The 24,865-nt window shown below is 68.7% G+C and carries 30 protein-coding genes, 2 tRNA genes and 1 riboswitch; of the genes, 22 read left to right on the plus strand and 10 right to left on the minus strand.

From position 1 onward, the window contains the following. Positions 1 to 324 precede the first annotated feature (324 nt). The 3 genes from ACTWQA_RS50950 to crcB are packed head-to-tail and all read left to right on the plus strand — an operon-like array spanning position 325 to position 1,513. Positions 325 to 801 (plus strand): FluC/FEX family fluoride channel, encoded by a 477-nt coding sequence (locus ACTWQA_RS50950; RefSeq protein WP_443166047.1) that lies wholly within the window; start codon positions 325 to 327, stop codon positions 799 to 801. Next, complete coding sequence (locus ACTWQA_RS50955) at positions 798 to 1,154, plus strand: DUF190 domain-containing protein (protein ID WP_443166048.1); 357 nt, start codon at positions 798 to 800, stop codon at positions 1,152 to 1,154. The genes ACTWQA_RS50950 and ACTWQA_RS50955 overlap by 4 nt, the downstream gene beginning before the upstream one ends. Then, the gene (gene crcB, locus ACTWQA_RS50960; RefSeq protein ID WP_443166049.1) at positions 1,151 to 1,513 is read left to right on the plus strand and encodes a fluoride efflux transporter CrcB; all 363 of its coding nucleotides are present in this window, start codon (positions 1,151 to 1,153) and stop codon (positions 1,511 to 1,513) included. Before ACTWQA_RS50955 ends, crcB begins: the two co-directional genes overlap by 4 nt. A 39-nt stretch (positions 1,514 to 1,552) precedes the next feature. Here crcB and ACTWQA_RS50965 read toward each other — a convergent pair whose 3' ends face one another. Both ACTWQA_RS50965 and ACTWQA_RS50970 read right to left on the minus strand, forming a co-directional pair. Continuing rightward, positions 1,553 to 1,903 carry an ArsR/SmtB family transcription factor gene (locus ACTWQA_RS50965; RefSeq protein WP_443166050.1) on the minus strand — a complete coding sequence of 117 codons (351 nt, stop codon included), beginning with the start codon at positions 1,901 to 1,903 and terminating at the stop codon, positions 1,553 to 1,555. A 93-nt stretch (positions 1,904 to 1,996) separates the two neighbouring features. Continuing rightward, positions 1,997 to 3,394, minus strand: coding sequence for an FAD-dependent oxidoreductase (locus ACTWQA_RS50970; RefSeq protein ID WP_443166051.1), 1,398 nt, complete (start codon positions 3,392 to 3,394; stop codon positions 1,997 to 1,999). Positions 3,395 to 3,589: 195 nt separating this feature from the next. Here ACTWQA_RS50970 and ACTWQA_RS50975 point away from each other — a divergent pair, with 195 nt between their 5' ends. Further along, positions 3,590 to 3,817 (plus strand): hypothetical protein, encoded by a 228-nt coding sequence (locus ACTWQA_RS50975; protein WP_443166052.1) that lies wholly within the window; start codon positions 3,590 to 3,592, stop codon positions 3,815 to 3,817. Between the two features lie 12 nt (positions 3,818 to 3,829). Continuing rightward, positions 3,830 to 4,288 carry a hypothetical protein gene (locus tag ACTWQA_RS50980; RefSeq protein WP_443166053.1) on the plus strand — a complete coding sequence of 153 codons (459 nt, stop codon included), beginning with the start codon at positions 3,830 to 3,832 and terminating at the stop codon, positions 4,286 to 4,288. 100 nt (positions 4,289 to 4,388) lie between these two features. Here ACTWQA_RS50980 and ACTWQA_RS50985 read toward each other — a convergent pair whose 3' ends face one another. Beyond that, a complete protein-coding gene (locus ACTWQA_RS50985) occupies positions 4,389 to 4,847 on the minus strand; it encodes a MarR family winged helix-turn-helix transcriptional regulator (protein ID WP_443166054.1) in 459 nt (152 codons plus the stop codon). A 66-nt stretch (positions 4,848 to 4,913) separates the two neighbouring features. On the opposite strand from ACTWQA_RS50985, the gene ACTWQA_RS50990 reads away from it, so the two are divergent. Further along, positions 4,914 to 5,432, plus strand: coding sequence for an SgcJ/EcaC family oxidoreductase (locus tag ACTWQA_RS50990; RefSeq protein WP_443166055.1), 519 nt, complete (start codon positions 4,914 to 4,916; stop codon positions 5,430 to 5,432). 593 nt (positions 5,433 to 6,025) lie between these two features. On the opposite strand, the gene ACTWQA_RS50995 is transcribed toward ACTWQA_RS50990, so the two are convergent. The 3 genes from ACTWQA_RS50995 to ACTWQA_RS51005 are packed head-to-tail and all read right to left on the minus strand — an operon-like array spanning position 6,026 to position 8,726. Continuing rightward, positions 6,026 to 6,676 (minus strand): HAD family hydrolase, encoded by a 651-nt coding sequence (locus ACTWQA_RS50995; RefSeq protein WP_443166056.1) that lies wholly within the window; start codon positions 6,674 to 6,676, stop codon positions 6,026 to 6,028. A 38-nt stretch (positions 6,677 to 6,714) separates the two neighbouring features. Beyond that, entirely contained in the window at positions 6,715 to 7,743 is a 1,029-nt protein-coding gene (gene add / locus ACTWQA_RS51000) for an adenosine deaminase (RefSeq protein ID WP_443166057.1), read from the minus strand. Next, entirely contained in the window at positions 7,740 to 8,726 is a 987-nt protein-coding gene (locus ACTWQA_RS51005) for a nucleoside hydrolase (RefSeq protein ID WP_443166058.1), read from the minus strand. The genes add and ACTWQA_RS51005 overlap by 4 nt, the downstream gene beginning before the upstream one ends. Before the next feature lie 72 nt (positions 8,727 to 8,798). On the opposite strand from ACTWQA_RS51005, the gene ACTWQA_RS51010 reads away from it, so the two are divergent. The 3 genes from ACTWQA_RS51010 (at position 8,799) to ACTWQA_RS51020 (ending at position 12,043) form a co-directional block, all read left to right on the plus strand. After that, the gene (locus ACTWQA_RS51010; protein WP_443166059.1) at positions 8,799 to 9,797 is read left to right on the plus strand and encodes a LacI family DNA-binding transcriptional regulator; all 999 of its coding nucleotides are present in this window, start codon (positions 8,799 to 8,801) and stop codon (positions 9,795 to 9,797) included. 172 nt (positions 9,798 to 9,969) lie between these two features. Next, positions 9,970 to 11,535, plus strand: a complete 1,566-nt coding sequence (locus ACTWQA_RS51015; RefSeq protein ID WP_443166060.1) for an alpha/beta fold hydrolase — start codon at positions 9,970 to 9,972, stop codon at positions 11,533 to 11,535. Positions 11,536 to 11,683: 148 nt separating this feature from the next. Beyond that, positions 11,684 to 12,043 (plus strand): nuclear transport factor 2 family protein, encoded by a 360-nt coding sequence (locus ACTWQA_RS51020; RefSeq protein WP_443166061.1) that lies wholly within the window; start codon positions 11,684 to 11,686, stop codon positions 12,041 to 12,043. A gap of 25 nt (positions 12,044 to 12,068) precedes the next feature. Here the strand turns inward: ACTWQA_RS51020 and ACTWQA_RS51025 are convergent, their stop codons facing one another. Then, a complete protein-coding gene (locus ACTWQA_RS51025) occupies positions 12,069 to 12,695 on the minus strand; it encodes a maleylpyruvate isomerase N-terminal domain-containing protein (protein ID WP_443166085.1) in 627 nt (208 codons plus the stop codon). A gap of 122 nt (positions 12,696 to 12,817) precedes the next feature. Beyond that, a riboswitch (SAM riboswitch) is annotated at positions 12,818 to 12,908 on the plus strand. An 8-nt stretch (positions 12,909 to 12,916) separates the two neighbouring features. On the opposite strand from ACTWQA_RS51025, the gene ACTWQA_RS51030 reads away from it, so the two are divergent. After that, complete coding sequence (locus ACTWQA_RS51030) at positions 12,917 to 13,528, plus strand: GNAT family N-acetyltransferase (RefSeq protein WP_443166062.1); 612 nt, start codon at positions 12,917 to 12,919, stop codon at positions 13,526 to 13,528. 52 nt (positions 13,529 to 13,580) lie between these two features. Further along, complete coding sequence (locus ACTWQA_RS51035) at positions 13,581 to 14,255, plus strand: flavin reductase family protein (RefSeq protein ID WP_443166063.1); 675 nt, start codon at positions 13,581 to 13,583, stop codon at positions 14,253 to 14,255. Here the strand turns inward: ACTWQA_RS51035 and ACTWQA_RS51040 are convergent. Continuing rightward, the gene (locus ACTWQA_RS51040; RefSeq protein ID WP_443166064.1) at positions 14,232 to 14,747 is read right to left on the minus strand and encodes an NUDIX domain-containing protein; all 516 of its coding nucleotides are present in this window, start codon (positions 14,745 to 14,747) and stop codon (positions 14,232 to 14,234) included. The two genes, ACTWQA_RS51035 and ACTWQA_RS51040, sit on opposite strands and share 24 nt — an antisense overlap. 272 nt (positions 14,748 to 15,019) lie before the next feature. Here ACTWQA_RS51040 and ACTWQA_RS51045 point away from each other — a divergent pair, with 272 nt between their 5' ends. Then, positions 15,020 to 15,754, plus strand: a complete 735-nt coding sequence (locus ACTWQA_RS51045; RefSeq protein ID WP_443166065.1) for a calcium:proton antiporter — start codon at positions 15,020 to 15,022, stop codon at positions 15,752 to 15,754. Here ACTWQA_RS51045 and ACTWQA_RS51050 read toward each other — a convergent pair whose 3' ends face one another. Continuing rightward, positions 15,755 to 16,501, minus strand: coding sequence for an ABC transporter permease (locus ACTWQA_RS51050; RefSeq protein WP_443166066.1), 747 nt, complete (start codon positions 16,499 to 16,501; stop codon positions 15,755 to 15,757). Next, positions 16,482 to 17,426, minus strand: coding sequence for an ATP-binding cassette domain-containing protein (locus ACTWQA_RS51055; RefSeq protein ID WP_443166067.1), 945 nt, complete (start codon positions 17,424 to 17,426; stop codon positions 16,482 to 16,484). The genes ACTWQA_RS51050 and ACTWQA_RS51055 overlap by 20 nt, the downstream gene beginning before the upstream one ends. Positions 17,427 to 17,708: 282 nt before the next feature. On the opposite strand from ACTWQA_RS51055, the gene ACTWQA_RS51060 reads away from it, so the two are divergent. From ACTWQA_RS51060 to ACTWQA_RS51105, 10 genes are all read left to right on the plus strand, one after another. Next, complete coding sequence (locus ACTWQA_RS51060; RefSeq protein WP_443166068.1) at positions 17,709 to 18,716, plus strand: GH25 family lysozyme; 1,008 nt, start codon at positions 17,709 to 17,711, stop codon at positions 18,714 to 18,716. Positions 18,717 to 18,761: 45 nt separating this feature from the next. Beyond that, a complete protein-coding gene (locus ACTWQA_RS51065) occupies positions 18,762 to 19,286 on the plus strand; it encodes a C40 family peptidase (protein ID WP_443166069.1) in 525 nt (174 codons plus the stop codon). Between the two features lie 77 nt (positions 19,287 to 19,363). Next, positions 19,364 to 19,594, plus strand: a complete 231-nt coding sequence (locus tag ACTWQA_RS51070; protein WP_443166070.1) for a transposase — start codon at positions 19,364 to 19,366, stop codon at positions 19,592 to 19,594. 39 nt (positions 19,595 to 19,633) lie between these two features. Continuing rightward, a tRNA-Thr gene (locus tag ACTWQA_RS51075) sits at positions 19,634 to 19,706 on the plus strand. 196 nt (positions 19,707 to 19,902) lie between these two features. Next, on the plus strand, positions 19,903 to 22,020 hold the full coding sequence (locus tag ACTWQA_RS51080) for a hypothetical protein (RefSeq protein ID WP_443166071.1): 2,118 nt from the start codon (positions 19,903 to 19,905) through the stop codon (positions 22,018 to 22,020). Between the two features lie 187 nt (positions 22,021 to 22,207). Further along, a complete protein-coding gene (locus tag ACTWQA_RS51085; protein ID WP_443166072.1) occupies positions 22,208 to 23,263 on the plus strand; it encodes a hypothetical protein in 1,056 nt (351 codons plus the stop codon). A 173-nt stretch (positions 23,264 to 23,436) separates the two neighbouring features. Next, positions 23,437 to 23,510 (plus strand) — tRNA-Met (locus tag ACTWQA_RS51090). 71 nt (positions 23,511 to 23,581) lie between these two features. Then, positions 23,582 to 23,746 carry a 50S ribosomal protein L33 gene (gene rpmG / locus ACTWQA_RS51095; protein ID WP_101786011.1) on the plus strand — a complete coding sequence of 55 codons (165 nt, stop codon included), beginning with the start codon at positions 23,582 to 23,584 and terminating at the stop codon, positions 23,744 to 23,746. Between the two features lie 222 nt (positions 23,747 to 23,968). Further along, positions 23,969 to 24,418: a MaoC family dehydratase N-terminal domain-containing protein gene (locus ACTWQA_RS51100; RefSeq protein WP_443166073.1), complete on the plus strand. Its 450-nt coding sequence runs from the start codon at positions 23,969 to 23,971 to the stop codon at positions 24,416 to 24,418. Beyond that, a complete protein-coding gene (locus ACTWQA_RS51105; RefSeq protein ID WP_305914821.1) occupies positions 24,418 to 24,846 on the plus strand; it encodes a MaoC family dehydratase in 429 nt (142 codons plus the stop codon). Before ACTWQA_RS51100 ends, ACTWQA_RS51105 begins: the two co-directional genes overlap by 1 nt. The last annotated feature ends 19 nt before the right edge of the window (positions 24,847 to 24,865 follow it).

The following is a 24,865-nucleotide window of genomic DNA, read 5'->3' on the forward strand; positions in this document are numbered from 1 at the left end:
ATGAAGGCTCTGCGGATCCAGCGACACCAGACCACCACCCTCGAAGACTTCGGACTCCTGAACACTCTCCCGCACCGATGCTGACCGAGAGTGACAGTTTCAGAGATCCGCAACGGGGTCATTCATGGGGAGGAGCACGTCAAAGGGTCGTCGGCAATGCCCTCGGGAAGGCGCTCCGTGCTGCCGCGACAACACCGGTACAGTGAAGGCAAGGTTCGCGGCGGTGGGGCCCGCCGCCCCCGGATCAACCGGGGAAACCGCGGTCAGCGTGCCGCCAACGGTCCCTACCAGAGGTGATGCCTGTCGTTCTGGTAGGGAGGTCGTATGCAAGATCGTGTTGCCCCCATTGATTCCGATGTGGGCGTGCGAGCCGAGATCCGGCCCAGTGCGTGGCCGGTGCTGGCGGCCATCTCCGCCGGCGGTGTGCTGGGTGCGCTGGCGCGCTACGGCGTCACCCTTGCGCTGCCGCACGCCCCAACGGGATTCCCATGGTCGACGTTCCTGATCAACGTGTCGGGCTGCCTGCTGATCGGCGTCCTCATGGTGCTGGTCAATGAGATGCGGACAGGGCGGCTGCTGCGCCCGTTCTGGGGTGTGGGCGTCCTGGGCGGTTACACCACCTTCTCCACCTACATCATCGACATCCATCAGGCGATGCGCGCCGGTGCGCCCGGGGTGGCCCTGGCCTACCTGCTCGCCACGCTGGTCGCCGCCCTGCTGGCGGTCTGGGCGGGCACGGCGATGACTGCTCAAGTCTTGGCGATCGCCCGGCGTCGGCGCGAACAAAGGAGGCAGCGGTGAAACTCCACGGACCCGCACTGCGGCTGACCGTCTTCGTGGGCGACACCGACACCTGGCACCACAAGCCGCTCTACCACGAGATCGTCCATCGCGCGCACTCCGCCGGGCTGGCCGGCGCGAGCGTGTTTCGCGGCATGGAAGGCTACGGCGCCTCCAACCACATTCACACCACCCGCATCCTGTCCCTGTCGGAGGACCTGCCGGTGGCCGTCGTCATCGTCGACGCGGCCGACAAGATCCGCAGCTTCCTCCCCCAGTTGGACGAGCTGATCAGCGAGGGCCTGGTCATACTCGATGAGGTTGAGGTGATCCGCTACGTGGGCCGTCCGGCCGGACAGGGGGGACGCCGATGACGGTGCTGCTGGTGGCTCTCGGCGCCGCGATCGGGGCTCCGCTGCGCTATCTGGCTGATCGCCTGGTGCAATCCCGGCACGACTCGGTGTTTCCCTGGGGCACCCTCGCGGTCAACCTGGCGGGCTCGTTCGCGCTGGGACTGCTGGCAGGCATGCCCGCCGGGCCGGCCTTGTCCGCCACTCTCGGCACCGGCTTTTGTGGCGCACTGACCACCTACTCCACCTTCAGCTACGAGACGTTGCGCCTGGCCCAGGAGGGCACCCGCTTCTATGCGCTGGCCAACATCATTGCCGGCATCGTGGCCGGGCTCGTGGCCGGCCTGGCCGGTCTGCTCGTCGCTCAGGCCATCACCGCCTGACGAGGCGGCCGGGCCGGCCAGGCATAGCGCCTGGACGCCTCAAACGGTGACGGCGGGTTCGGCGAGCGGGGTGAACAGCTCGCCGAGCCGGGCGACCTGCCGCGGGATGATCCAGTAGTAGACCCAGGTGCCACGGCGCTCACTGCCGATCAGCCCGGATGTACGCAGGACTTTCAGGTGGTGGCTGATGGTGGGGGCGGTGAGGTCGAAGGCGTCGGTCAGGTCGCAGACGCACGCCTCCCCGCCCGGGTGGGAGCCGATCATGGACAGCAGGCGGAGCCGTACGGGGTCGGCGACAGCCTTCAGTAGCGCGGCGAGCTCGGCGGCGTCGGTCTCCGACAGCGGCTCGCGCGCGATCGGAGAGCAGCACACTCCTGCGGTGGCGGTCACGACGGCACCTCCTGCTTCGACAGTTGTCTAAATGATAGCCGCCGGTAGACGACCAGAGCGAACGCGGCTGCCGCGAACAGCGGTCCCCTGGGTTCAGCCGCAGCAGCCGCCACCGCTGGAGGCGGAGACGGTGGCGAGCGGCAGCGGGGTGGACAGCAGGCCGCCGCTGATGCCGGTGGCCAGGCCGACGCGCTGGTCCTGAGCCTCGGCCAGGCTGGAGGAGCACACGCCGGTCTCGGGCAGGTCGAGCTGGACCTGTCGGGCCGCCTCCCAGTCCCCGGCCAGCGCGGCCACGATCGAGCGGGCCTGCTCGTAGCCGGTGGCCATCAGGAAGGTCGGCGCGCGGCCGTAGCTCTTGACGCCGATGGCGTAGTAGCCGGGCTCGGGGTGGGCCAGCTCGTCCACGCCGTGGGCGGGGACGGTGCCGCAGGAGTGCTGGTTGGGGTCGATCAGCGGGGCCAGTGCGCGGGTGGAGCCGAGGATGGGGTCGAGGTCGAGCCGCAGTTCGCCGGCGATGGAGTGGTCGGGCCGATAGCCGGTGGCGCTGATGATCCGATCCACGGTGATCGACTGCTCCGCCCCGGACGGGTCGCGGCTGACCACTTCCACGCCGTCGGGGGCGGCGTTGACGCGGTGGGTGAAGAAGCCGGTCAGCAGGGTGATGCGACCGGAGGTGACGAGGGCGTGCAGGCGGGTGCCGAGCGCGCCGCGGGCCGGCAGAGCATCGGCCTCGCCGCCGCCGTAGGTGCGGTCGGCGTGGCTCGCGCGGATGGCCCACGTGATCGGGGTGTGCTCCAGTTGGGCCAGCGCGAGCAGGGTGGTGGCCGCCGAGTGGCCTGCGCCGACGACCAGCACGCGCTCGCCCTCGTAGCGTTCGCGGTCGGCGCCGAGCACGTCGGGCAGTGCGTGGTCGACCAGGTCGCCGGCCTCGGTCTCGCCGTGGGCGGGCAGGCCGCCGGCGCCCAGCACGTTCGGGTTTTCGTAGGTGCCCGAAGCATCGATGACGGCCCGGGCCTGCAGCTCCTGGCCGTCGGCGAGGCGGATGACGAAGGGTGCCTGCTCGCGGCCGTTGGTGCGGACCCGGTCGTAGCCGAGCCGGCTGATCGCCGTCACTTTCGCGCCCAGCCGTACCTTGTCGCCGAACAGCTTGGCCAGCGGCGCGAGGTAGTCGTCGATGAGCTCGGCGCCGGTGGGCAGCCAGTCGGCATCGGGCGCGCTCCAGCCCTCGGCCTCCAGGAGGCGGCGGGCGGCGGAGTCGATGTTGTACTTCCACGGGCTGAACACCCGCACATGTCCCCATTTGGCGACGGAGGCGCCTGCCTGCTCGCCTGCTTCCAGCACCAGGAAGTCCAGGTTTCGTTCGGCCAGCTGGGCGGCCGCCGCCAGCCCGATCGGGCCGGCGCCGATCACCACGACCGGCAGCTCACTCGGCCGCGCGGCCTGCGTGCTCGGCTCAAGCCCGACGGCGGTAGGACCGCAGCATCCGCTCATGACGCATCTCCTCGTGGATTCGCGCGGACCAGGCCGCGCTGTTTTGAAATCTGTCTAAGCAGCTTCGTAGGCAGGATGCCTGACGACTTAGAAGGATGTCAAATTAGAAATGTGTCGAATCAGTGACAAGGGGAGCGGGAGCCGCTGGCCGCCCAAGCCCGCGCGGCCCGTGACGGGTCCGAGGCCGAGGCGTCCATGGACGTCTTCAACGCCATGGCCGAGATCCGCATGGCCGCCTCGCGGGCGCTGCCGCTGCTGCACAAGCAGCAGATCCGGTTCATCGCCGACCGCGCCGAGGCCATCGCCGAGCTCTGCGACGGCGCCGAGGCGGCCATCGCAGCCGTCCGGGACCTGGCCACCGGCTCCGCGCTGAACGACGCCGCGCTGGCGGTGTTCCTGGAGGAGAACGGCGGGCTGCTGTGATCCGGCGTCAAGATGCCGAACGGTCACCGGCTGCGGCGGGCCGTCCGGGTCGTCCGCGTGATCGCGGCCAACCGGGGCGACCGCCTGGAAAGGTTCATGCCCTCGGCCGACCGTGCCCGGCGCCGGGTCTTTGTCACCCGCTACATGCGCTCCGGGCACGGCGACGAGTTCAGCGCCCGCGACGCCATGTCCGCCGCGCGAGCGGCGATGACCTCGGTCAAGGACATGCACCGCGCCACCACCTTCGAGGCCGGCAACCCGCACTCGATCGCCCGCAAGGAGTTCGCCACCATGGCCCAGGCCGCCGACGAGTGCATCACCAAGGTCGCCGGCATCGACAAAGGTCGGCCCGCAGGCGGTCCGGCAGGAGAACACCAGCCTGCTGAGCCAGATGATCGCCGATCTGGAGGCCCGGCTCGCCGAGCCTGCAGCGGGCTGACCAGGGCAGCCTTTGTGTCGTGGCAGCGTTGACAAAGTCTCCGGACGCACCACACCTGTTCTCCGTCACACAGATGGTGATCTGCCAAGCCCGTTCGACCCCGCCGCCCCCTCGTCATGACGCGGTCCCAGCTCAGGGCAAGGCCCTGACGCGGGCGGCTTGCTCCTCTTGGACTCTGCGGGCAGTACGCAGGAAATCGAGGATGGTGGCCAGTTCGTCCGGCCCGTACTCCTGCAGCGCCTGGGCGCCCGCCTGGCCGACCGGGACGAAGATCTCGGCCTCGGCCGAGCGGGCGGCGTCGGTCGCGGCGACCAGGACGCGGCGGCGGTTGGCCGGATCGGGTGAACGGACCACCATGCCTGCGCGTTCCAGCCGGTCGATGACCGTGGTGGTGGCGGCTGGGCTGAGCTTCAGTGCGACGCTGATCTGGCCCGCCGTCACCGGGCCGTCGGCCAGCACCCCGTCGAGGCAGCGCAGGTCGGTGCGGTTGAGGCCGAGCCGGGCGGCGGCCGCCTCGTCGAAGGCGTCGAAGCTCTGTTGCAGCTGCCGGAGCTCCATGGCGATCTCTCCAATGACGGCACGTTTCGACATTCGAATCTTTCTGGTATCGTATATTTCGTTGGTCGAAACGACGATACCATCTGCGGAGGCACCATCATGCGCTCAGCCACCCTCACCGGATCCACCGCCGGCACGCGAACCGGCGACACCGCTCAGATCGAAAGGCTCTTTGGCGACTTCCTGGCGGCCTGGACGGCGGGTGACGCCGAGGCGTTCGGCGCGCTGTTCACCGACGACTCCGACTACGTCTCCTACGACGGCACCATCGCCCGCGGCCGCCGGGAGCACCAGCACAACCACGACAAGCTCTTCCGCGGCGTCCTGGCCGGCTCGGCGCTGGTCGGTGACCTGGAGTCGGTCCGCTACCTCACGCCGGACGTGGCGATCGTCTACGGCACGGCCTCCGTCCTGATGCCGTGGCGCTCCGCGCTCCCCAAGCGGCGGCTGTCGCGGCAGACCATCGTCGTGGTGCGGACGGAAGCCGGCTGGAAGATCGTCGCCATTCACAACGGTCGCGTCCGCCCCGTCACCGTTCCCGAGCCTGACGCGTTTCCTTCCAAGATGTCTCAGCTCATGGCGCGCATCGCCCACCGATTTGGCTTTGGCCGACGCTGACCCGCAGACCCGAGCACCCACCCGACGACCGGCCAGGATCCCATCATGACCACGCTCGAACGCACGCTTGCCAAAGCGCTCACGGAGATCGTCATCAAGCTTGATCTGAGTGACGAGCCCTCGCGCACCGGGAAACCATCCCTGAGCGGCAGCTGACCGCCTGGGAAGCGCCCGAAACCCTGGGCCTCCTGGTCTGAAAGCCTGAACCGGGGAGAAAACGGGCGGGCCGCCATCCGGCTACTGTTGATCCGCATGACTCACGCCGAGATCGAGATCACCGCGGAGTTGGTACGGGATCTGCTGCGCGACCAGCACCGGCGCGCATCCCGCGCGAGCAGGTCCGGGTCGCGGTGGCCACCGTCACTGGGATGACCGCGCTGGGCCAGCAGCTGGCCAGCGAGGCGCGGCGGAACGTCAAGAACCCGCGCATCCACCCGCAGGTGGTGACCGGCCCGTGGCGGCACCTGGTGTTCGGCCACCCGGCCCGCGCTGACGGCAGCGTCGATCGCGGCGCCTCCATCTTTCCAGCGTGCGCCGCGATTTGCGGGGTCTTGGTGTCACCTCCATCTCGGTACGCTCGCCACCGTCGAGGTCTATCCACCGGACACGAATGCCAGGATGTCGCTTACCGCGTCGCGCAGGCTTTTGAAGTGACGGTGCGCTCCGTCGGCGCTAACAGGCGTGTTGACGTTCCACACGGTCATCCCCGCCCGCAGCCCGGCCTGCACGCCGGAAGGAGCGTCCTCAACGACAAGGCAGTGTTCCGGTGTGACACCGAACCGCTCGGCGGCCAGCAGGTAGGGGGCGGGTGATGGTTTGCCCTGTTCTACTGCGGCCGCGTCTACGATCACCTCCGGTATCGGCAACCGGGTGCGGAGGAAACGCCCGCGGACTCGATGAGCGTAGTTCGAGGTCACCAGCGCCCACGAGCCCGGCGGTAGGCTGTGTAGCAGCTGCGATGCTCCGTCAAAGGCGGTGTAGACGCCGGATCGCACGTCCTCGTCCTCCAGCTCATGGAGCAACGCCAGGCAGGTGTGAGGGTCCCGGTCCGGTGTGACAGCGGCGAAGGTCTCCACTGGCCGGGTCCGAAGCGCCACGCGGTAGACCTCGTCGGGGTCCAGACCATGCCGCGCCGCCCACGTTCTCCAGACGCGACGCTGATTGTCCAGGGCATCGATCAATGTGCCGTCGACGTCGAAGAAGACGTATCTCTCAAGTTCCGGAGGCTGATAGGCGGTGGACACACGTTGATCATGTGCGACCACTGGGGCGGTGCCAAAACTCAGCGACACGGCTGACGCCTGCTGGCGCTGGCGTCGGAGCCGGCCTGGCGGGGGCGAACCTGAGCAGCCGGTCCGCTGGCAAAGGCTGCGCCGGCCGCGTGAGCCTGCACGAGTGCTTCCTGTTCGGCCGTCCATCCGGTCGCCTCTCGCAGGCTGCTGAACTCCTTGGTCAGCGTGGTTGCTGAGGTGGTGCGCGTGTCGGTGTTGATGGTGACCGCTAGCCCGCTTGTCAGGAGCCTGGCAGCGGGATGCGCCGCCAGGCTGGGGACTGCGCCGGTCTGTATGTTGCTGGTCGGGCACATCTCCAGGACGATTCTGTCGCGCTGCAGCCGTTCGAGCAGCGCGTTGTCGCTGATGCAGCGGACGCCGTGGCCGATCCGGCGAGCGCCGAGCACCTCGATCGCCTCCCACATGCTGTCGGGGCCTGCGGCCTCGCCGGCGTGAACGGTACAAGGGAGCCCTGCCGTGTGGGCGAGGTCGAAGGCGGCTCGGTGTGGCGCGGCGCTGTGAAGCCGTTCGTCTCCGGCCAGGTCGAGCCCGGCCACCTTGTCGCGGTGCCGCAGCGCCGTCTCAGCGACGGCGAGGCTCTCCTGTGCTGTCTGGTGCCGCAGGCAGCACAGCAGCAGCCCGGTACGTACGCGGGTGGCTTCCCGGCCTGCTGCCAGGCCCTCGGAGACGGCCTCGACTGCCTCGTCCTGACTCATGCCGCGTCGGCCATGCAATTGCGGGGCGAACCGGACTTCGCCGTAGACCACATCGTCGGCACTCCAGTCTTCGACCAGCTCGCGGGCTGCCCTGCGGAGAGCGTCGGGGGTCTGCAGGACCTGTAGTGGCACGTCGATGTAAGTGAGGAACCGGGTCAGGCTGCCGCAATCGACGGGCGCCGTGACCAGCCGCTCGACGGGGCCGTTCAAAGTGAGGCCCTGAAGGCGTGCCAGATCGGCCACCGTGCTGGGGCGCACCGACCCGTCGAGATGGCAGTGCAGTTCGTAACGCGGCATGAGTGCGGGAGCAGCGTCGGACATCATCGGTGTCCTTCTGGGTGAGGGTCGGGTGCTGACGCCTGGCCCGGGGTTCGGGCGCACGTGTCGAAGAGCAACTGCTTGAAGCCGGTGCTGCTGACCCGTCGGACGAGCGTCAGGTTGGGTACGGGAGCCGATCGGCGGCGATCTATGATCAGCTGGCCGCGAGTCTCCTCACCGAGGGCGATGTCCACATGGACCTGCTCCCGCTCGATGGCCAGCTCGGGCCGCAGCGCCACCGCCATGGTGACGGGATCGGGGAGATCGTATCCGGGCAGGCCGGTGACGTCGCGGGCCCAATCGTTGACAGTCCGGTTGATGCGGTGCGCGAAGGTGGCCATGGGCGTGCCGAGCCGCCCCAGGCGGAGCTGGTCTGCGGGCGTCATGACCGCGTCCGTTCGGGAGACGTCCCAGCCGATCCAGGTGACCTTGTCCGGTGTGGCGGCCTGCAGTACTACCCGAGCGGCCTCGGGGTCGGCCCAGACGTTGAACTCGGCGGTGGCCGAGATGTTGCCGCGCATGTCTGCGGCACCGGCCATGCAGTACACATGCCGGTACCGGGTAAGCAGATCGCGATCACGCAGCAGGGCGGCGGCGATGTTGGTGAGTGGGCCCAGAGTGACCAGCGTCAGCTCTCCTGGGTGCCATCGCGGGTAGGACAGCAAGACGTCGACCGCGTGCTGCGGCTCGGCGGCTCGCAGCGGCTCGGGCAGACCGACGTCGCCCATCCCGTCGTGGCCGTGCACCTGCTGGGCGGTGGACGGCGCGCGCGTCATCGGGCGTTCGCACCCGGGATGGACGGGGACGTCGACACATCCAGCTATTTGCAGTGAGATGAGCGCGTTGCGAGTGCCCGTAGCCACAGGTACGTTGCCCGCCACTGTGGTGACGGCACGGACGTCGCCCAGACCGCTGGCGGCCGCGAGCAGGAGCGCCACCGCGTCGTCGGAGCCGGTGTCGGTATCGATGATCAAGGGAAGTGACGGCACGGTCTCCTCCGGATCTAAACGTTTAGAATCGCCACCATATCTAATCGATTAGATGAGAGAATGTAAACCGCCATGACGAATCGCGCAGATAAGCCGATCACGCTGGCCGATGTGGCCCGTAGAGCGGGGACCTCCACGGCAGTGGTCAGCTATGTGATCAACAACGGTCCTCGTCCTGTCGCCGCCGCGACCCGAGAACGCGTCCTGGCCGCCGCAGCCGAGCTCGGCTATCGCCCCAACCGCATCGCGCGCGCATTGCGCTCACGCACCACAGGGGTGGTCGGCCTGGTCGTGGCTGACGCGTCCAATCCCTACTTCGGCGCTCTGGCCAGGCATATCGAGCAGGCGCTCGACAAGCGCGATCGACTCACACTGGTCGGCAACGCTGACTACTCCGCCGACCGGCAGCGGCACCTCGTCGATCGCTTCCTCGCCGCCCAGGTCGACGCTCTGGTGATCGTCTCCGCGGACGGGGAGGACGACGTGGCGGCCCGCGCCGAAGCGGCGGGCGTACCCGCCGTCTACGTCCACAACGGCCCGACCGGCGGGCGCGCACCTGTCGTAGCGGCCGACAACCAGAATGCCGTCCAGGAAGCGGTCGCGCACCTACGCGCGCACGGGCACCGGCACATCGCCTTCCTGGCCGGCCCACACGACACAGGACCGGTGGGGGCGCGGCGGGCTGCATGGCACGCGGCCGTCGCCGACGATCCTGATGCCGTCCTACTGCGTTGTGACTACTCACGGGCAGCAGCGGACGCCCTGGCCCGCCGCCTCGCAGGCCAAGGCGCCATGCCACAGGCTCTGATCACCGCCACCGATGAGCAGGCAACCGGGGTCCTGTCAGGGGCGTGGGCATGCGACCTTCCCGTCCCCGACCGGATCGCCATGATCAGCCTGGACGGAACCCCTGAGAGCGCCCACACCGCCCCGGCGCTGACAGTCACCCGCCAGCCGCTGCAGGCCATGGCAGAGCAGGCCATCGACCTGCTGTTCGGCCATGCATCCTGTTCGCTCGTCGCGCATGCCCCTCTGGTCATCAGACGTAGCTGCGGGTGCGACGAAGGATGACCGATAGGCGACAGGCCCCAGAACGGCACAAATCTTCTGAAATGCGCTGATCCCGGTCGCTGTGAAGGAAATTTCCATTTCTTCTCCGCGCGCGGCGCCGACCGGGAATGATCGAAGATCGGCCGCGTGCCGCGTGAGCGGGCCGGCTGACCGACCAAACGATTGGAGCAACGTGCGAAGAAGATCTTCCCTGCTCGCCACCGCTTTCATGGCGATGGCGGTGCTGTTACCCGTCTTGCCGGCCGCGGCGGCCGCTGAGAACGGTGTCTCGGCGGTCAGCGGGAGTGGCGGCATCGCATGGCAGCCCTGCGAAGAGGAGCCCGCCGCCGAGTGCGGCACACTGACCGTCCCGATCGACTGGTCCAAGCCGGACGGGCCCACCGTCGACGTGGCCGTCGCCCGGCGCAAGGCCACCGATCCCGCCGCCCGGATCGGGTCTCTGGTGCTCGGCGCGGGTGGCCCGGGCGGATCGGGTGTGGAGTTCGCCTACAGCTCCCCCGGATTCTTCACCGAGGAGATCCAGAAGCGGTTCGACATCGTCGGTTTCGATCCCCGGGGCGTGGGCCGCAGTAACCCGGTGATCTGCTCGGCGTCGGTGTACAACGAGATGCCGTACGCCGTCATGAAGAGCCAGGCCGACTTCGACAAGTGGACCGCCTACAACAAGAGGCTGCACGCCGATTGCCGGGCCCGCACCGGCCCCCTGTACGACCACGTCGACTCGGTCAACGTCGCGCGTGACATGGACGCCCTGCGCGCCGCGCTCGGCGAAGAGAAGCTGACCTTCTACGGGGTCTCGTACGGCACCCTGCTCGGGCAGATGTACGCCGAGCTGTTCCCCAACCGGATCCGCGCGCTGGCCCTGGACAGCAACATGGACCACAGCCTCGGCGTCAAGGCGTTCCTCTACACCGAGGCGCTCGCCGTCGAGGACGCCTTCGACCAGTTCGTCGGCTGGTGCGACCAGGAGCCCGGCTGCGCCCTGCACGGGCAGGACGTCCGGGCGGTGTGGAAGAGGCTGCTGGACAAGGCGCAGAAGGGCGAGCTCTACTGGCCGGGCGTCACGGATCGCCCGATGACCGAGCTGCAGGTCCTGTGGAACGGCGTGCTGGGCACCGAGGGGCCCGCCTGGCAGCTGCTGAGCGAGATGCTTCGCGCCCTGGACGGTGGCGAGCCGCCGTCGTGGATGCCGCCGCTGCCCGGACGCCAGCCCGTGACTGGAGAAGTCGCCCAGCTGCCGACCGTGATTCTCTGCGAGGACTACAACCTCCGGGTGCGCAACTATGACGAGTACGCCGAGATCATGCGAAACTCCGGTCGCCTGGCACCCGACATGCGGTTCAACCCGATGCCGATCGAGGACCTGCCCGTCTGCCTCAACCACCCCACCACCAACCCGCAGCACACGCTGCGCTACACGGGCAGTGCTCCAATCCTGCTGGGAAACTCGATCCACGACCCCTCCACCCCGTGGATCTGGTCCGCCAACGTGGGCCGCCAGCTCGGCTCCAAGGCGGTGCTCCTCACCTACGAAGGCTGGGGCCACCGCATTTACGGCAAGGACGAGTGCAGCACGGTGCCGATCGACAACTACCTGATCTCGCTGACCGTGCCCCCGCACGGCTTCCGCTGCCCCGTGGGCGGCAGGGTCGAGAACACGCTCAAGCGGCAGGCCGAGTTGTGGCCGACGGACGGGCTCCCCTGGGGCGGCTCGCTCGCGCCCTCGCTCCGCTCATAGCCGGGGGATGATCTGTGCTGAGCCGGTCGCCAGGACCGGCTCAGCACCAAAACCTCGCTGAACGAGAGCTGTCGTCGGCCGTACCTGTCGGGAGGTGTCAGGTACGGCTGGCAGCCTGGACCGCACCTTCACCAAGGAGTGGGACGGCATGAGCGACACCGAAAAGACGCTGGCGGAAATCGAGCAGCGCATGCTGGACGCCGACGCGGCCTTCGACGAGGGCTTTTTCGCGGAATACTGCGCCGATGACTTCGTCGCCATGGGAAATTACGGCATCGTGTCCAAGCAGCAGGTTCTCGACATGTATGCCAAAGGAAGCGGAAATCCGGACCGGCGTAACCAGGCGCACGACGTCGTGGTCAAACCGCTCGGCGACGCCGGAGCCGTGGTCGCCTACAAACTGACGAGCACGACCGGCGACGAGACGTCCTCGTGGTACGCCTCGACGGTCTACCGCCGGACCCCGGATGGCTGGCGTGTCGTCCTCCTCCACCAGACGCCCATGTAGGTGCTGGAGATCCAGCGACGGGTGCCTAGTGAGTCACTCGGCGCCTGGGGTTGGTGCCCTTCCATTCGGTCAGTGGGGCGCAGTGCCATCTCCACCCCACCTGCCGCTCTTGACCGGGGAGGTCGGCGCGGCCGTTGGCCCACAACAACGTCTCCCACGGGTCCGTGTCCGCCGGCGCCCACGGAAACAAGCGACGCACGGTGGCCGCCGCGAGCTTCTCGGCAGGGAGGAAGCCCTGGCCGACCCCAGAGCCGACGTCGGCGGTGTGCACGAGCATCTCGTCGCAGGCCATCGCGGCGAAACCGGACGCGTCGGCGAGACCCCAGGGATGCCACCCGCGAGTCCCGGGCGCAGTCGCGTCGATGACCCGCGCGAGGATCGTGGCGTATGTGGTCATCGTGGTGATGAGGTCGTCCGGCTTCGACTCAGGACGGACATGGATCTCCGTCGTGCTGAGCTCTTGCTTCCCAGCGGCAAGATCAGCGGCATACCACAGCAGGCAGTCGCTCACGTGAGCCACGGCCTGTGCGGCGGTCCAGTCCATTCCGGGAATGGGGGTTTCCGCCCAGCTCCGGTCGGCTGCTGAACGCAGGAATCTCTCGCATTCGGCTGCTGTCTGCAGAACCGTGCTTCCGTCCATGCGGGGGATCATCGCACACGGCACTGACAGAACTCCCGCGGGCGACGGCTGCTGAACGGCGCCGAGCTGCCCGGCTCCGCCAGAAGCGTCGCGTTGACGGCCCTCCCTGGAGTCGGGCATCATCTCCGCACCGATAGTCATCCAGAGGATCTGAGGGACCTGGCCCGGTGACGGTCCGGCAACCTGCCCGAAGCGGCAAGGTGCCAACGCCAGGAACGATGAGGAGGGTTTCGATGAGCCTGCCACTCGATGTCCCCGTGCTGCGCGGATCGCTGGTCAGGTTGGAGCCGCTGGCGATGCGGCATGCGGCGGATCTGGCGTGGGCGGCGGAGGAGGATCGCTCCGCCTACACGTTCACCCTGGTGCCCCGAGGCGCGGACATCGAGGCGTACCTGCGGGACCAGTGGGAGCGTGCGGGGCTGACGCCGTTCGCGCAGGTGCGGGTGGCGGACGGCAGGGCCGTCGGATGTACGGGGTTCTGGGATCCTCGGAGCTGGCCGGGGCGGGACGAGCTGCGGGCCATCGAAGTGGGCTGGACGTGGCTGGCGGCCTCGGCGCAGGGCACGGGGATCAACGCCGAGGCCAAGCTGCTGCTGTTCACCCACGCGTTCGAGGCGCTCGGGGTGGTGCGGGTCGATCTCAAGACCGATGCCAGGAACGCACGCTCGCGGCGGGCGATCGAGCGCCTCGGCGCCAGGTTCGAAGGCGTGCTGCGGAATTGGTCACCCTCGTGGGCGCCGGGTGAGGAAGGAAAGGTGCGGGACTCGGCCGTCTTCTCCGTGATCGCCGATGAGTGGCCGGAGGTCAAAGCGGCCCTGAGCGCCCGCGTCCGGAGCCGCCGTTGAGCGGTCCGATACCCGCCAGCGGCCCCCCTGACGCGCCACGACACTGATCCGCATGAGCATTTTCGTGGACGCGGACCCGCATGCCAGGATCGAGCCCAACATTCTCTACTTCGGCACGCCCGTGGTGTTGCTCTCCTCCATGAACGAGGACGGCACCCCCAACCTGGCCCCCATGTCGTCGGCCTTCTGGCTCGGCTGGCGGGGCATGCTGGGCCTGGGTTCACGGGCCAAGACGGCTCACAACTTGGTCAGGACGCGGGAATGCGTCCTGAACCTGCCCTCCGACGCGCTCGCCACCGCCGTTGACCGGCTGGCGCTCACCACCGGCGCCCATCCCGTTCCGGACTCCAAGTGGGAGCGGGGATATCGGTACGTGCCGGACAAGTTCCAGCGGGCCGGGCTGACCGCCACGCCTTCCGAGACGGTGGCGCCGCCGCGGGTGGCCGAGTGCCCGGTCAGCATGGAGGCCGTGGTCGAGGCCGTGCATCCGGTGGGGGACGACGGCGGGACGCTGGCGTTCGAGGTGCGGGTCCAGCGGGTGTGGGTGCACGAAGAGATCAGGATGGCCGGGACGGTTGATCGGATCGATCCCGATGCTTGGCGGCCGCTGATCATGAGCTTCCAGAAGTTCTACGGGTTGGGCGCGCAGGTCCATCCGTCCACATTGGCCAGCATTCCCGAGCATCTCTACCGCGGCAAAGACCTAGAGCGAGCCCGCGCGCTCTAGCAGCGTCAGCCACGTACGGGGCCCGCAGAGGCGCTCGATGTCCGCGCGTGGCAGCCACTCGGCGCGGGTGCTCTCAGAGCCGGCCGGCGGGCGGGTCGGGGCACCCGGGCCCCGCAGGACGGCGCGGAACATGGCCATATACGTGAGCGACGCGTAACGGTAGTCGGCGGGCGGGGCGTCGAAGAGCTCGATACGCTGCCAGGCGAAGATCGACAGCGCGGCAGCCGGCAGGCGCAGGCCGGTTTCCTCGTGCAGTTCGCGGACCACCGCGTCGATCGCGCTCTCGCCGGGCTCGAGGTGGCCGCCCGGGATGTCCCAGCCGCGCCCCTCCCGATCGACGCAGGTCATCAGGGTCCTGCCGAGCCCGTCCGCGACGAACGCGAACGCCGATGTGGTGCTCGCCGCGGGCGGAACGGTCCGGGAGAGCATGACGTCGAGGCGGTGCGCCACGGGGATCCAGGGCACGGTCTTTGTCGCGATCACATGGGCCACGAGGTCACCTTCATTCCCGCCAAAACGTGATGTCAAGGCATTATCAGGGTGAAACCATTTTCCGCCTCCAAAAGAAGGGAACAACGCCCTGTATATGCTCCGTAACGCTGCGAGGTTGCGGACCGTTCTCATACCCGCTCTGGCGCTGCTCGTGCTGGGGCTCACCTGGGGCCGCGAGCTGCCGGTCGCGATCGCGATCGTCGCGGCCCTTCTGCTGGCCGGGGCGGTGCTGGCCGCCGTGCACCACGCCGAGGTCATCGCGCACCGCGTCGATGAAGCGGCGGATCGCGGTGTTCAACGCCGAGGGCACGGGGAAGGCGCTCGCCACCGTGGCGACGCTCAGCACGCTGAGCCTGGTGCTGCCCACGTTCACGACGAGCGCGCAAGGGCCGGCGTTCTCTCCCGCCCAGCTCGCCTTCGCGGCGGTGGCCTCGCTGGCGCTGTACGGGTTGTTCGTGGTGACGCAGACCGTACGGCACCGCGACTACTTCCTCCCCGTCCCCAGGGACGGCGCGCCCCTCGACCCGGAGGAGCACGCGCCCAGGCCGTCCGAACGCACCGCGCTGACCAGCCTCGGGCTGCTGCTGGTCGCGCTCGTGTCGGTCGTCGGCCTGGCCAAGGTCGAGTCGCCGGTCATCGAGCTGGCGGTGTCGTCGGCCGGACTGCCCCAGGCCTTCGTGGGCGTGGTGATCGCGCTGCTGGTGCTGCTGCCCGAGACGATCGCCGCACTCAACGCGGCCCGGCGCGACCAGGTCCAGATCAGCCTGAACCTGGCGCTCGGGTCGGCGATGGCCAGCATCGGGCTGACCATTCCGGCCATCGCGGTGGCGTCCATCTGGCTCGAAGGGCCGCTGCTGCTCGGCCTGGGCGGCACTCACATGGTGCTGCTGGCCCTGACCGTTGTGGTCTCGACGCTCACCGTCGTGCCCGGCCGGGCGACGCTCATGCAGAGCGGGGTGCACCTGGTGTTGTTCGCGGCGTTCGTGTTCCTGGCGATCAGTCCCTGATCAGTTGACGCCCTGGCGCATGGCGCGGTTGCCCAGGTAGAGACCGGCTGCGGCGATCAGGCAGGCGGAAGCGGTGCCGTACAGGATCGAGGGGTCGACGAGGTCGCCCGCGAACAGGGATCGCTGGGCGTCCACGATGTACGTCACCGGGTTGACCTGCCCGATCGCGCGCAGCCACGTTGGGGCCGTCTCCAGCGGCAGCAGCACCCCCGACAGGAGCAGCAGGGGGAATATGATCGACTGGCTGACGATGTAGAACAACGTGCCGCCTGGGGCCGACTTGATGGCCAGGACGAACGAGAACGCCCCCAGCCCGACCCCGAAGACCACAAGCTGGGCCAGGGCGGCCAGCACCCCCGCCGTGTGCAGCTCGAAGCCCAGTGGCAGCGCCAGCAGGACGATCAGCACGGCCTGGGCCAGGAGGACGATCATCGCCTTCATGGCCTTGCCCACCAGCATCGCCGTCCGGTTCAGCGGCGTGACCAGCATGCGCTCCATCGAGCCGCCGATCAGCTCGACCAGCAGCGTGTAACCGGCGGACATGGGTCCCGTCAGGCACATCATGACCAGGATCCCCGGCACGAACCACTGCCACGACGAGCCGACCGCCCCGTCCAGCAGCGACCCGAACAGGAACAGAAACAGCAGCGGCTGCCCCATCTCGAACAGCAGTCCGACGGGGTTGCGGAAGGCGGGCTTGAACTCGCGCGAGAAGACGGTGGTGGTGTCACGCAGGAATGTCGTCATCGGTGAGGCTTCTCCCGGTGAGAGTGAGGAACACGTCGTCGAGGGTCGGGCGGGTGGTCTCGGCCGTGGTGACCTTGAGGCCGGCGGCGTCCAGGGTGCGCAGGCACTCGGGCAGAGCGGCGGCCGCGTTGGCGACCCGCAGGCGTACGGTCGTGCCCTCCGCCGTGCCGCCGCCCATCTCCGCGGCCCGCCGCGCCTCCTCCTCCGTGCCGGTGGTGAGCGTGATGTGGTCGCCGGCCAGGTCGTTCTTGAGCTGCTCCGAGGTGCCGTCCGCGATGATCCGGCCGTTGTCGATGATCACCACCCGCTCGGCCATGCTGTCGGCCTCCTCCAGGTAATGGGTGGTCAGGAACAACGTCGTCCCGTACGTCTCCCGCAGCCGCAGGATGTGCTGCCAGATCTCGGCGCGGCTCTTCGGGTCGAGACCGGTCGAGGGCTCGTCGAGGAAGAGCAGGTCGGGGCGGTGGACGAGGCCGAGCGCGATGTCGAGACGGCGGCGCTGGCCGCCCGAGAGCGTGCCCGGCCTGCGCTTGGCCAGTGGCGTCAGGTCGAGCAGGTCGAGCAGCTCGTCGGCACGGGCCGCCGCCTCCCTGACGGGCAGGCCGTAGCAGCGGCCCTGGGTGACCAGCTCGTCGCGGGCGAGGAAGTCCTCACCCGCGCTGTTGCGCTGGCCGACGTAGCCGATGCGGGAGCGTACGCCGGTCGGGTCCCTGGCCACGTCATGCCCGGCCACCGTGGCGCTGCCCGAGGTGGGCGGCAGGAGGGTGGTGAGCATGCGCAGCGTGGTCGACTTGCCCGCGCCGTTCGGGCCGAGGAACGCGACGAGCTGGCCGGGTTCGACGTCGAGGTCGATGCCGCGGACGGCCTCGACGGTCTCCTTCTTCTTGAGCTTGAACACTCGGGTCAGGCCCCGGGCATGGATCATGGTCGGCCTCCTGCGGGCATGGCGAAGAAACCCCAGGTCGGGGCTCGATTGAGAGTCGAACCAAGTTTGCGCAGCCAAAATCGCCTTTGGCAAACGCGAATGTGACGTTCATAAACGGCCCCCACCTGCGGAAACGTCGTCAGAGTGACATCCCGGCGACCGCGAGTTTTGTGGTTCTGAAGTGCGGTTTCTTCGAATGCGGCGGAAAATTTCGACGTCGGTTCCGCGGCGTGGAGGAAGCGGGCTTGCGGAATTGTGTCAAGCTCCGCAATGATCTCCGGCGTGAAACGTGTCTGGTTATGCGCGGCAATCGCGGCGATGGGGTTGGGTGGCGGGGTCGCCGAGGCGGCCGACGGCGTATCCGGGGTCGACGTCAGCAATTGGACCGGCGACATCGACTGGGCAGGCGTCGCCTCCGGGGGTGGCAAGTTCGCGTTCGTCCATGCCACCGAGGGGACGAACTACCGTAACCCGCGATTCGACGCCCAGTTCGGCGGCGCCGCGGCGGCCGGGCTGTTCCGGGGGGCATATCACTTCGCGCAACCGCACGAATCCGATGGGGTAACGCAGGCCGATTATTTCCTCCAGAACGGCGGTAGCTGGATCGCCGACGGCCAGACGTTGCAAGGGGTGCTCGATATCGAGGACAACCCCTACAAGGACAGGAACGGCAAGAACAACTGTTACGACCTGTCCACGGAAGACATGGTCGGCTGGCTCACGGACTTCACGAAGCGGTACCGGGCGCGAACCGGCCGGCACGCCATCATCTACACCACGACGAGCTGGTGGCAGACCTGCACGGGCAACTCCACGAAGTTCACGTCGAACCCGCTCTGGCTCGCGCGGTGGGGCAGCGATCCCGGGGAGTTGCCGAAGAGCTGGAAGAAGCACACCTTCTGGCAGTCGGCGGACAAGGGGCCGCTGGTCGGCGGCGGTAACGCGTTCAACGGCTCGGAATCCCAGCTCAAGGCCATGGCCAACCCGCCGGCCGAGGTGTCGGTGACGGGGGCGGCGAAGAGCAGGAGGACGTACACGGTCACCGTCGCCAACACCGGCCCGCACCCCGTCACGAACGTCAAGCTGTCCGGGCGGGCGTTCGGCGGGCAGCGGGTGATCAAGGCGCCGGGGTGCACCTACAGCGGCACGGCGGTGCGTTGCGCGATCGCGGACCTGCCGCGCGGCAAGAAGGTGACGTTCACGTTCACCACCAAGCCGCGCACGTCCAAGGGCACGGTCGGCATCAACGTCGCCGTTGGTTCGGTGAAGCTCACTCTTAAAGCCGGATAATGCAGGATAAATCCCGGAGCCCGACAGCAGCTGGAGGGGGACGGGATGAAGCGGCGGTTAGCCGTGGCGGCGGTGTTGATCCTGCTGACCGCCACGGCTTCCATGCCGTTCGCCACGCGCGTGCTGCCGAGGATCGTGCAGATCGCGTACGAGATCGAGCGGCGCGACATCGTGTACTCGTGGGGCGGCGGCCACGCGGAGCGGCCGGGGCCGTCGAAGGGAACCTGCACGGGCTACAAGGGCCGGATCAAACCCTGCCCGGCCGCGAAGACCCGCGGACTCGACTGCTCGGGGTTCGCCCGGTGGGTGTACGCGTTGGCGCACGGAGAGGACGTGCTGGGGCCCGGGAACACCAATGATCACGTCCGGAGGATGCGGCGGGTCGACGCGGCGCCCGCACCTGGCGATCTTGTCTTCTTCGGAAAAATCACCAAAAGAACCGTCAAAACCCACCACGTCGGCATCTACCTGGGACAGGGCAAGATGATGAACGCGCCTGAGACCGGAGCCGTGGTGCGGATCGACGACATCTCGCGGGTGAAGGACTTCGCGGGCTTCTACCGGTTCTGACGACCTGCCGACTCGGTATGGCTGTAACGCCTGTGGCGGCAAAAAATTGAGAGACCCTGCGGCTACTCTGTGCCGCTATGGAAAGGCGATGGGTCGGGCTCGACGGCTATGAGGTCGTGGGCGCCGTGCGGGCCGGGCGGCAGGTGCTGCGGGTGCGCCGGCACGGGTGGGTCGTCGCGGACTGCTCCTCCGTGGCGGAGGTGGCCAGACACGTCGATTTGGCCGATCTGTGCGAGATCATCGAGCTTCCCGTGCGGCGGGTGGCGGAGAAGATCGTAAGGGCCGGCACCAGTTCGCATCATCGCTGAGTGCCGTGTATGGTTACACCTGTCCGCAGCGACGGACAGGCCCCTATAGCTCAGTCGGCAGAGCGTCTCCATGGTAAGGAGAAGGTCAACGGTTCGATTCCGTTTGGGGGCTCTCGCTCTGAACAGGAAAGACGCCTGGACCAAGATTACTTGGTGCCGGGCGTTTCGCATTTGACGATCTATTCGTCGGCGGCTGGTCGGCCTTCCATCTGCTTGTGCAGTTCTGGGGCGCCGGCGCGGCCGCGGCTGGTGATCGCGGGGCAGAAAACCCGCAGAAGGTGGGAAGGCGTCGGCTATATGGTGCGTCAGTGGGCACTCTGGAAAGCCTCGTCATCGTCCGGCGGCTACGAGTTCCCATCGACGCTCCCGCCGACGTCGCGCCCGCCGACTGGGGAGAAGCGGCCGCCCGCCAGCTCGACGCCGCGCTCCTGAGCGTCGGCTTCAAGTGCTCGGCGCCCCTGCTCGAACGCCTGGCGGGGCTGCCCGGCGAGACCGTCCTGGACCTCGGCGTACGCGTCCTGGCGGCGGTCCGCGGCCTGGTGGGCGACCATGTCCAGCACAACGCGTACTTCATCGACTTCCCCGAGAACGTGCCGGACACCCTGGAGTTCTGGGCCGGCCTCCTGCGTGAGACCATGCTCGACCCGGTCGCCGCCGAGCGGCTCCAGCCGCAGACGCTCAACCTGCTGACCCTGCCGGGCTACGGCCGCTACCAGCACACCTACGCCGACCTGCTGGCCGCGCAGGCTGAGCTGATCGCGCTGGCAGGCGACCGGGTGACCGTGCTGGAGCTGGGCGGAAGCCTGGAGGCGGAGGCACGCGAGCTCTACTTCTCGCTGGCGGGCTCGCAGTCGCCGCCGGCCGCCGAGGACCTGGCGGCGTTGCGCTCGCTGGCGTCGTACTGCGCCGACGAGCCGGAGCGCATCCCGGTGCGGGAGAACCGCGCCATCGTCAACGAAGTGCGGCTGGCCGCCGGCCGGCCGCTGCTCGTGGACACGGTCACCGACGTGCTCCGGCTCGCCTGCGGCTGCTCCGGCGGCGATGTCACGCTGGCCGCGCCCGCCCGGTTCCGCTCCTTCCGCCGCGCCGAGCGCCGCGCCCTCCTGCGGGCTCTGGACGCGGTCGCCACTCCGGCCAAGCTCGGCGACGTGCCACGCCACCGCGAGCAGTGGAAGCGGCTCGGCGAGCGGCTGCATCCCCATGACTATCCGCACCTGACGCGGGCCGGCCACGTCTTCGAGGTGGCCAGGGGCGTACGCGAGGCCGCCGGCTTCGACAGCCGGGTCGAGGCCGCCCTGTCGGCGGGCCGTACCGCGGATGCCGTCCGGCTGCTGGAGAGGGCGCCCGGCGCGTTGCTGCGCCGCCTCGACCACCTGCTGCGGACCGGCCTGTCCGCGTCGGCCGTGCTGGACGCCGCGGAGGGAGCCGCGGCCGGTGCATCCGGCCGTGTCCTGCTGTCCCTGCGCGAGCACCTGCAGAACCGGCTCGCCCCCACCGCGGGCCGCGTCTTCACCAACCGGTACGGCAGGGCGTGGGCGACCCCGGACACCCGATCGACGCTGGAGGAGGACGTCCTCGCGCGGGCGCTGGACATCCTGGACACGCAGATCGCCCGCCGCCTGCCCGACCCGGGCGAGCTGATCGTCGATCCTGACGTGCTCGACGTGGCACTGCCGTTATCCGGCAAGGCCGTCGCGCCTGGGCTCGGCATGCTGCCGCGCGGCTCGCTGTCGGCCGTGGGCGGCGAATTGCTCAGGTTCTTCGTCCATTGGCGGCAGGCCCGGCGGCGCACGGACTACGACCTGTCCGCTCTCCTGCTGGACGCCTCCTACGGCAACCCTACGCACATCTCGTGGACGAACTACTCCAACGGCTTCGCCGAGTACTCCGGTGACCTCACCGAGGCGCCGGACGGCGCGTCGGAGTTCATCAACATCCGTCTCGCCGAAGCGGCCCGGCCGATCATCATCCCGCAGGTCAACATCTACGCCGGGGAACGGTTCGACGAGGCCGCCGAGGCGTTCTTCGGGTACATGACCAGGGATGCCGCGCAGGAAGGCAGGCCGTTCGAGCCGCGGACCGTACGCATGAAGTCCGACCTGCGCGGCTCCGGCAGGATCGCGCTGCCCCTGGTCTTCCTGCGCGGCGACGACGGCACATGGCGGGTGAAGTGGCTGCATCTCTACCTGAAGGGGCATCCCGGCTTCAACCAGGTGGAGGGCAACCGGGTCACCGCCTCGCTGCTGGTGCGCTCGATCGTGGAACGCGACTACCTGCGCGTCCGCTATCTGGCCGGCCTGCTGCGGACGAAGAGCTCGCAGCAGGCCGGGGGCACCACCTACATCGGGCTGCAGGCTCCGGCCGATCTCCCGCCGGGCGCGCGGGTGTACACGCCTGGGACCCTGCACGAACTGATCCCGGCCTGATACCGTTGAGATCGTCATGAGGCCATTCGAGGGCTTCCTTCTCACCTTTCGGACCAGGAATGCCCGAAAGGGCGCCTGGCTTGGCTAGCTCTCGAGCCTTCCTCGCGACCCAGCGGGTTGCCTCGTTCTCCCGGGCGACATCCTGTGTTCATCGACGGGTCGTGGCCGGCCCCTAGATTCCGATCTCGTGAAATTTCATGACACCACGGATGTCAAGGAGCGCGGCCTCGCCCGGCGTACGCTCATCGCCGGCGCCCTGTCCGCGACGGGCCTCACCGTCCTGGGCGGCACGGCGGCCCACGCGGCCGCCCGGCCGAACGGGAAGCCGCCCCGCGTCCTGATCGCCACCAACGAGCCCTGGGGCACCTACCACGTGGCACCCCTGCTGCCCGAGGCACGCCGCCTGGGGTGGGAGGTCGTGCAGCTGGTGCCCGATCTGTCCGGGATCAAGCCTGGTGACCCGGTCACGGTGGCGACACCGGACCGCATCCCGCCGGCGGACCTGCTCGTGGTGACGGGCGCGGGAGACTGGCCCGCGGACTGCGCCGCGCGGCTGCCCGGGCTGCCGATGATCGCCAGCTCGCTCGCATACCAGCTCCCGGTCGAGGCGCCCCGCGCGGCGGAATTCCGCTCCCGGCTCAGGGCGATCACGGCGTCCTCCCCGGCCGAGGCGAAGGTGTTCGACGACTACCTGGGCACGCGCCGCCCGATCACGGTCGTGGGCACGCCGCAGACCGACGACCTGCCCCGGCACACCCCCGAACCCGGCACCGTGCTGGTGCTCACCAGCGTGACCAGGTCCAGCCAGACCGGCGGCTCGGCCCCGGGCACCGAGCTGCTCCTGGCCGCCGCCGAGCGGCTCGCGGCGGCCGGCAAGCACATCCTGGTGGGGCTGCACCCGCGCGAGGACCGCTCGTTGTGGGAGCGGTACGAGATCAGCTCCGTTCCCTCGGTCCAGGCGTCGGCGCGGGCCGAGGCCGCCATCGGCATCCCGGGCACGGTGTTCCCGGTCGTCGCCGCCGTGGGCGTCCCCTTGGTGGGCTGCACGGATCCGCGCCTGCAGATCCCCGGCTACCTGCTGAGCGTGTGCTCGCACACGATCGTCGCCGCGGACGCCGCGGTGACCGCCGTGGCGCAGGCCAAGCCGGTCTCGCGCGACGTGCTCTACGAGGCCGTCGGCCCCATCGGCGGCTCGGCCCGCAGGCTGCTCAAGGTGTGGAGGAAGGCGGGCATCCGAGTCTGACCGGCTGCTCGGCGGCGCTCCGGGTCATTGGCGGCAGGTAGTATCTTGTTTTCGGATTTCGGTTCTCGGGGTTGCTGAGGCATACTGCGGAGAGCACCCTGCTCGATCGGGCGAGTTACGAAACTGCTCCCTGCGTCGGGTATCCTCTACAGGCCGGGTCCATACCGGCTCAAGGCGGAGTAGCTCAGTCAGGCAGAGCAAACGGCTCATAATCGTTGTGTCGCCGGTTCAAGTCCGGCCTCCGCTACTGCCCAATCCCAGGTCGGCAGGCCTGGGCATGGGCGTGTCCATGTCCCGAACGTAGAAAGGCACTCCCAAGTGGCTGCCACCGACGTTAGGCCGAAGATCACGCTGGCCTGCCAGGAGTGCAAGCACCGCAACTACATCACGCGGAAGAACCGGCGTAACGACCCGGATCGGCTTGAGCTGAAGAAATACTGCCCCAACTGCCGCACGCACCGCGCGCACCGCGAGACTCGATAGCTCTCCGGGGGCTTCTCCATCGTTCATATCGCACAACCGGCGTCCTGGTGTGGGCGCCGGTTTGTCGTGTCTGCACGCCGGTGCCCGCCTCACCCCGCGGGTGCGCGTCGGCCCGGCCGCGGCATCGCGTAAAGAGCAGGCATCACCGGCGACAGCCGAACCTTGTTCTGTTACCGTCGGCCTCAGCAGCGCTCGGACGAGGGACATTGCGAGGGAGCACTGATGGCCTTGAACCGTGACTTCGTGGGCAGGACCTACCCGCCCAGCGCCCCCTACGAGGTCAGCCGGGTGAAGATCAGGGAGTTCGCGGCCGCGATCGGCGACGCCAACCCGATCTACCGCGACAAAGAAGCCGCCCAGGCCGCCGGTTACCGCGACGTGATCGCGCCGCCGACGTTCCCCATCGTGTTCAGCCTGCAAAGCGGCGGCGACGCGCTGGTGGATCCGGATCTCGGGCTGAACTTCGCGATGGTGGTCCACGGCGAGCAGCGTTTCGAGTACGTACGCCCCGTCTACGCCGGCGATCAGCTGGTCAGCATCGCCACGATCACCGACATCCGGACCGCCGGGCGCAACGAGCTGCTGACGGTGCGCAGTGACGTCGCGACCGTCGAGGGCGAGCCGGTCTGCGTCACCTACAACACGATCGTCGAGCGTGGAGGGGCCGGCTGATGGGCGCCACGGTGAAGTACGACGAGGTCGAGGTGGGGCAGGAGATCCCGGCCGTGGACTACAACGTGCGCAGGCTCGACCTGGTGATGTACGCCGGTGCTTCCGGGGACTTCAACCAGATCCACTGGAACGAGCGGTTCGCCAAGATGGTCGGGCTGCCTGATGTGATCGCGCATGGGATGTACACGATGGCGCAGGCCGGGCGGTTCGTCACCGACTGGGTGGGGGATCCCGGTGCGGTGCTGGACTTCGGCGTGCGGTTCTCGTCGATGGTGGTCGTGCCCGATGACGATCAAGGGGCGACGATCTCGGTGAGCGGGGTCGTGGAGGAGAAGCTCCAGGACAAGCGCGTGGTCATCGGCCTGACGGCCAAGTCGGCCGAGGCCAAGGTGCTGTCCAAGGCTCGCGCGGTGGTCCAGCTGTCCTGACGCGCGATGATAGGTCCGG

This window comes from Nonomuraea sp. 10N515B (assembly GCF_052245915.1).
Taxonomy (GTDB): Bacteria; Actinomycetota; Actinomycetes; order Streptosporangiales; family Streptosporangiaceae; genus Nonomuraea.

Excerpts from the sequence above, each read along its gene's own strand:
- ACTWQA_RS51030 (WP_443166062.1), top strand. The coding sequence starts at position 12,917 with ATGAGCCTGCCACTCGATGTCCCCGTGCTGCGCGGATCGCTGGTCAGG.
- add (WP_443166057.1), bottom strand. The coding sequence starts at position 7,743 with ATGATGTCCGACGCTGCTCCCGCACTCATGCCGCGTTACGAACTGCAC.
- ACTWQA_RS51105 (WP_305914821.1), top strand. The coding sequence starts at position 24,418 with ATGGGCGCCACGGTGAAGTACGACGAGGTCGAGGTGGGGCAGGAGATC.
- ACTWQA_RS51045 (WP_443166065.1), top strand. The coding sequence starts at position 15,020 with ATGAAGCGGCGGATCGCGGTGTTCAACGCCGAGGGCACGGGGAAGGCG.
- ACTWQA_RS51035 (WP_443166063.1), top strand. The coding sequence starts at position 13,581 with ATGAGCATTTTCGTGGACGCGGACCCGCATGCCAGGATCGAGCCCAAC.
- crcB (WP_443166049.1), top strand. The coding sequence starts at position 1,151 with ATGACGGTGCTGCTGGTGGCTCTCGGCGCCGCGATCGGGGCTCCGCTG.
- ACTWQA_RS51070 (WP_443166070.1), top strand. The coding sequence starts at position 19,364 with ATGGAAAGGCGATGGGTCGGGCTCGACGGCTATGAGGTCGTGGGCGCC.
- ACTWQA_RS51025 (WP_443166085.1), bottom strand. The coding sequence starts at position 12,695 with ATGATCCCCCGCATGGACGGAAGCACGGTTCTGCAGACAGCAGCCGAA.
- ACTWQA_RS50970 (WP_443166051.1), bottom strand. The coding sequence starts at position 3,394 with ATGAGCGGATGCTGCGGTCCTACCGCCGTCGGGCTTGAGCCGAGCACG.
- ACTWQA_RS50950 (WP_443166047.1), top strand. The coding sequence starts at position 325 with ATGCAAGATCGTGTTGCCCCCATTGATTCCGATGTGGGCGTGCGAGCC.
- ACTWQA_RS51050 (WP_443166066.1), bottom strand. The coding sequence starts at position 16,501 with ATGACGACATTCCTGCGTGACACCACCACCGTCTTCTCGCGCGAGTTC.
- ACTWQA_RS51020 (WP_443166061.1), top strand. The coding sequence starts at position 11,684 with ATGAGCGACACCGAAAAGACGCTGGCGGAAATCGAGCAGCGCATGCTG.
- ACTWQA_RS50990 (WP_443166055.1), top strand. The coding sequence starts at position 4,914 with ATGCGCTCAGCCACCCTCACCGGATCCACCGCCGGCACGCGAACCGGC.
- ACTWQA_RS50975 (WP_443166052.1), top strand. The coding sequence starts at position 3,590 with ATGGACGTCTTCAACGCCATGGCCGAGATCCGCATGGCCGCCTCGCGG.
- ACTWQA_RS51100 (WP_443166073.1), top strand. The coding sequence starts at position 23,969 with ATGGCCTTGAACCGTGACTTCGTGGGCAGGACCTACCCGCCCAGCGCC.
- ACTWQA_RS50985 (WP_443166054.1), bottom strand. The coding sequence starts at position 4,847 with ATGTCGAAACGTGCCGTCATTGGAGAGATCGCCATGGAGCTCCGGCAG.
- ACTWQA_RS51055 (WP_443166067.1), bottom strand. The coding sequence starts at position 17,426 with ATGATCCATGCCCGGGGCCTGACCCGAGTGTTCAAGCTCAAGAAGAAG.
- ACTWQA_RS51065 (WP_443166069.1), top strand. The coding sequence starts at position 18,762 with ATGAAGCGGCGGTTAGCCGTGGCGGCGGTGTTGATCCTGCTGACCGCC.
- ACTWQA_RS50980 (WP_443166053.1), top strand. The coding sequence starts at position 3,830 with ATGCCGAACGGTCACCGGCTGCGGCGGGCCGTCCGGGTCGTCCGCGTG.
- ACTWQA_RS51010 (WP_443166059.1), top strand. The coding sequence starts at position 8,799 with ATGACGAATCGCGCAGATAAGCCGATCACGCTGGCCGATGTGGCCCGT.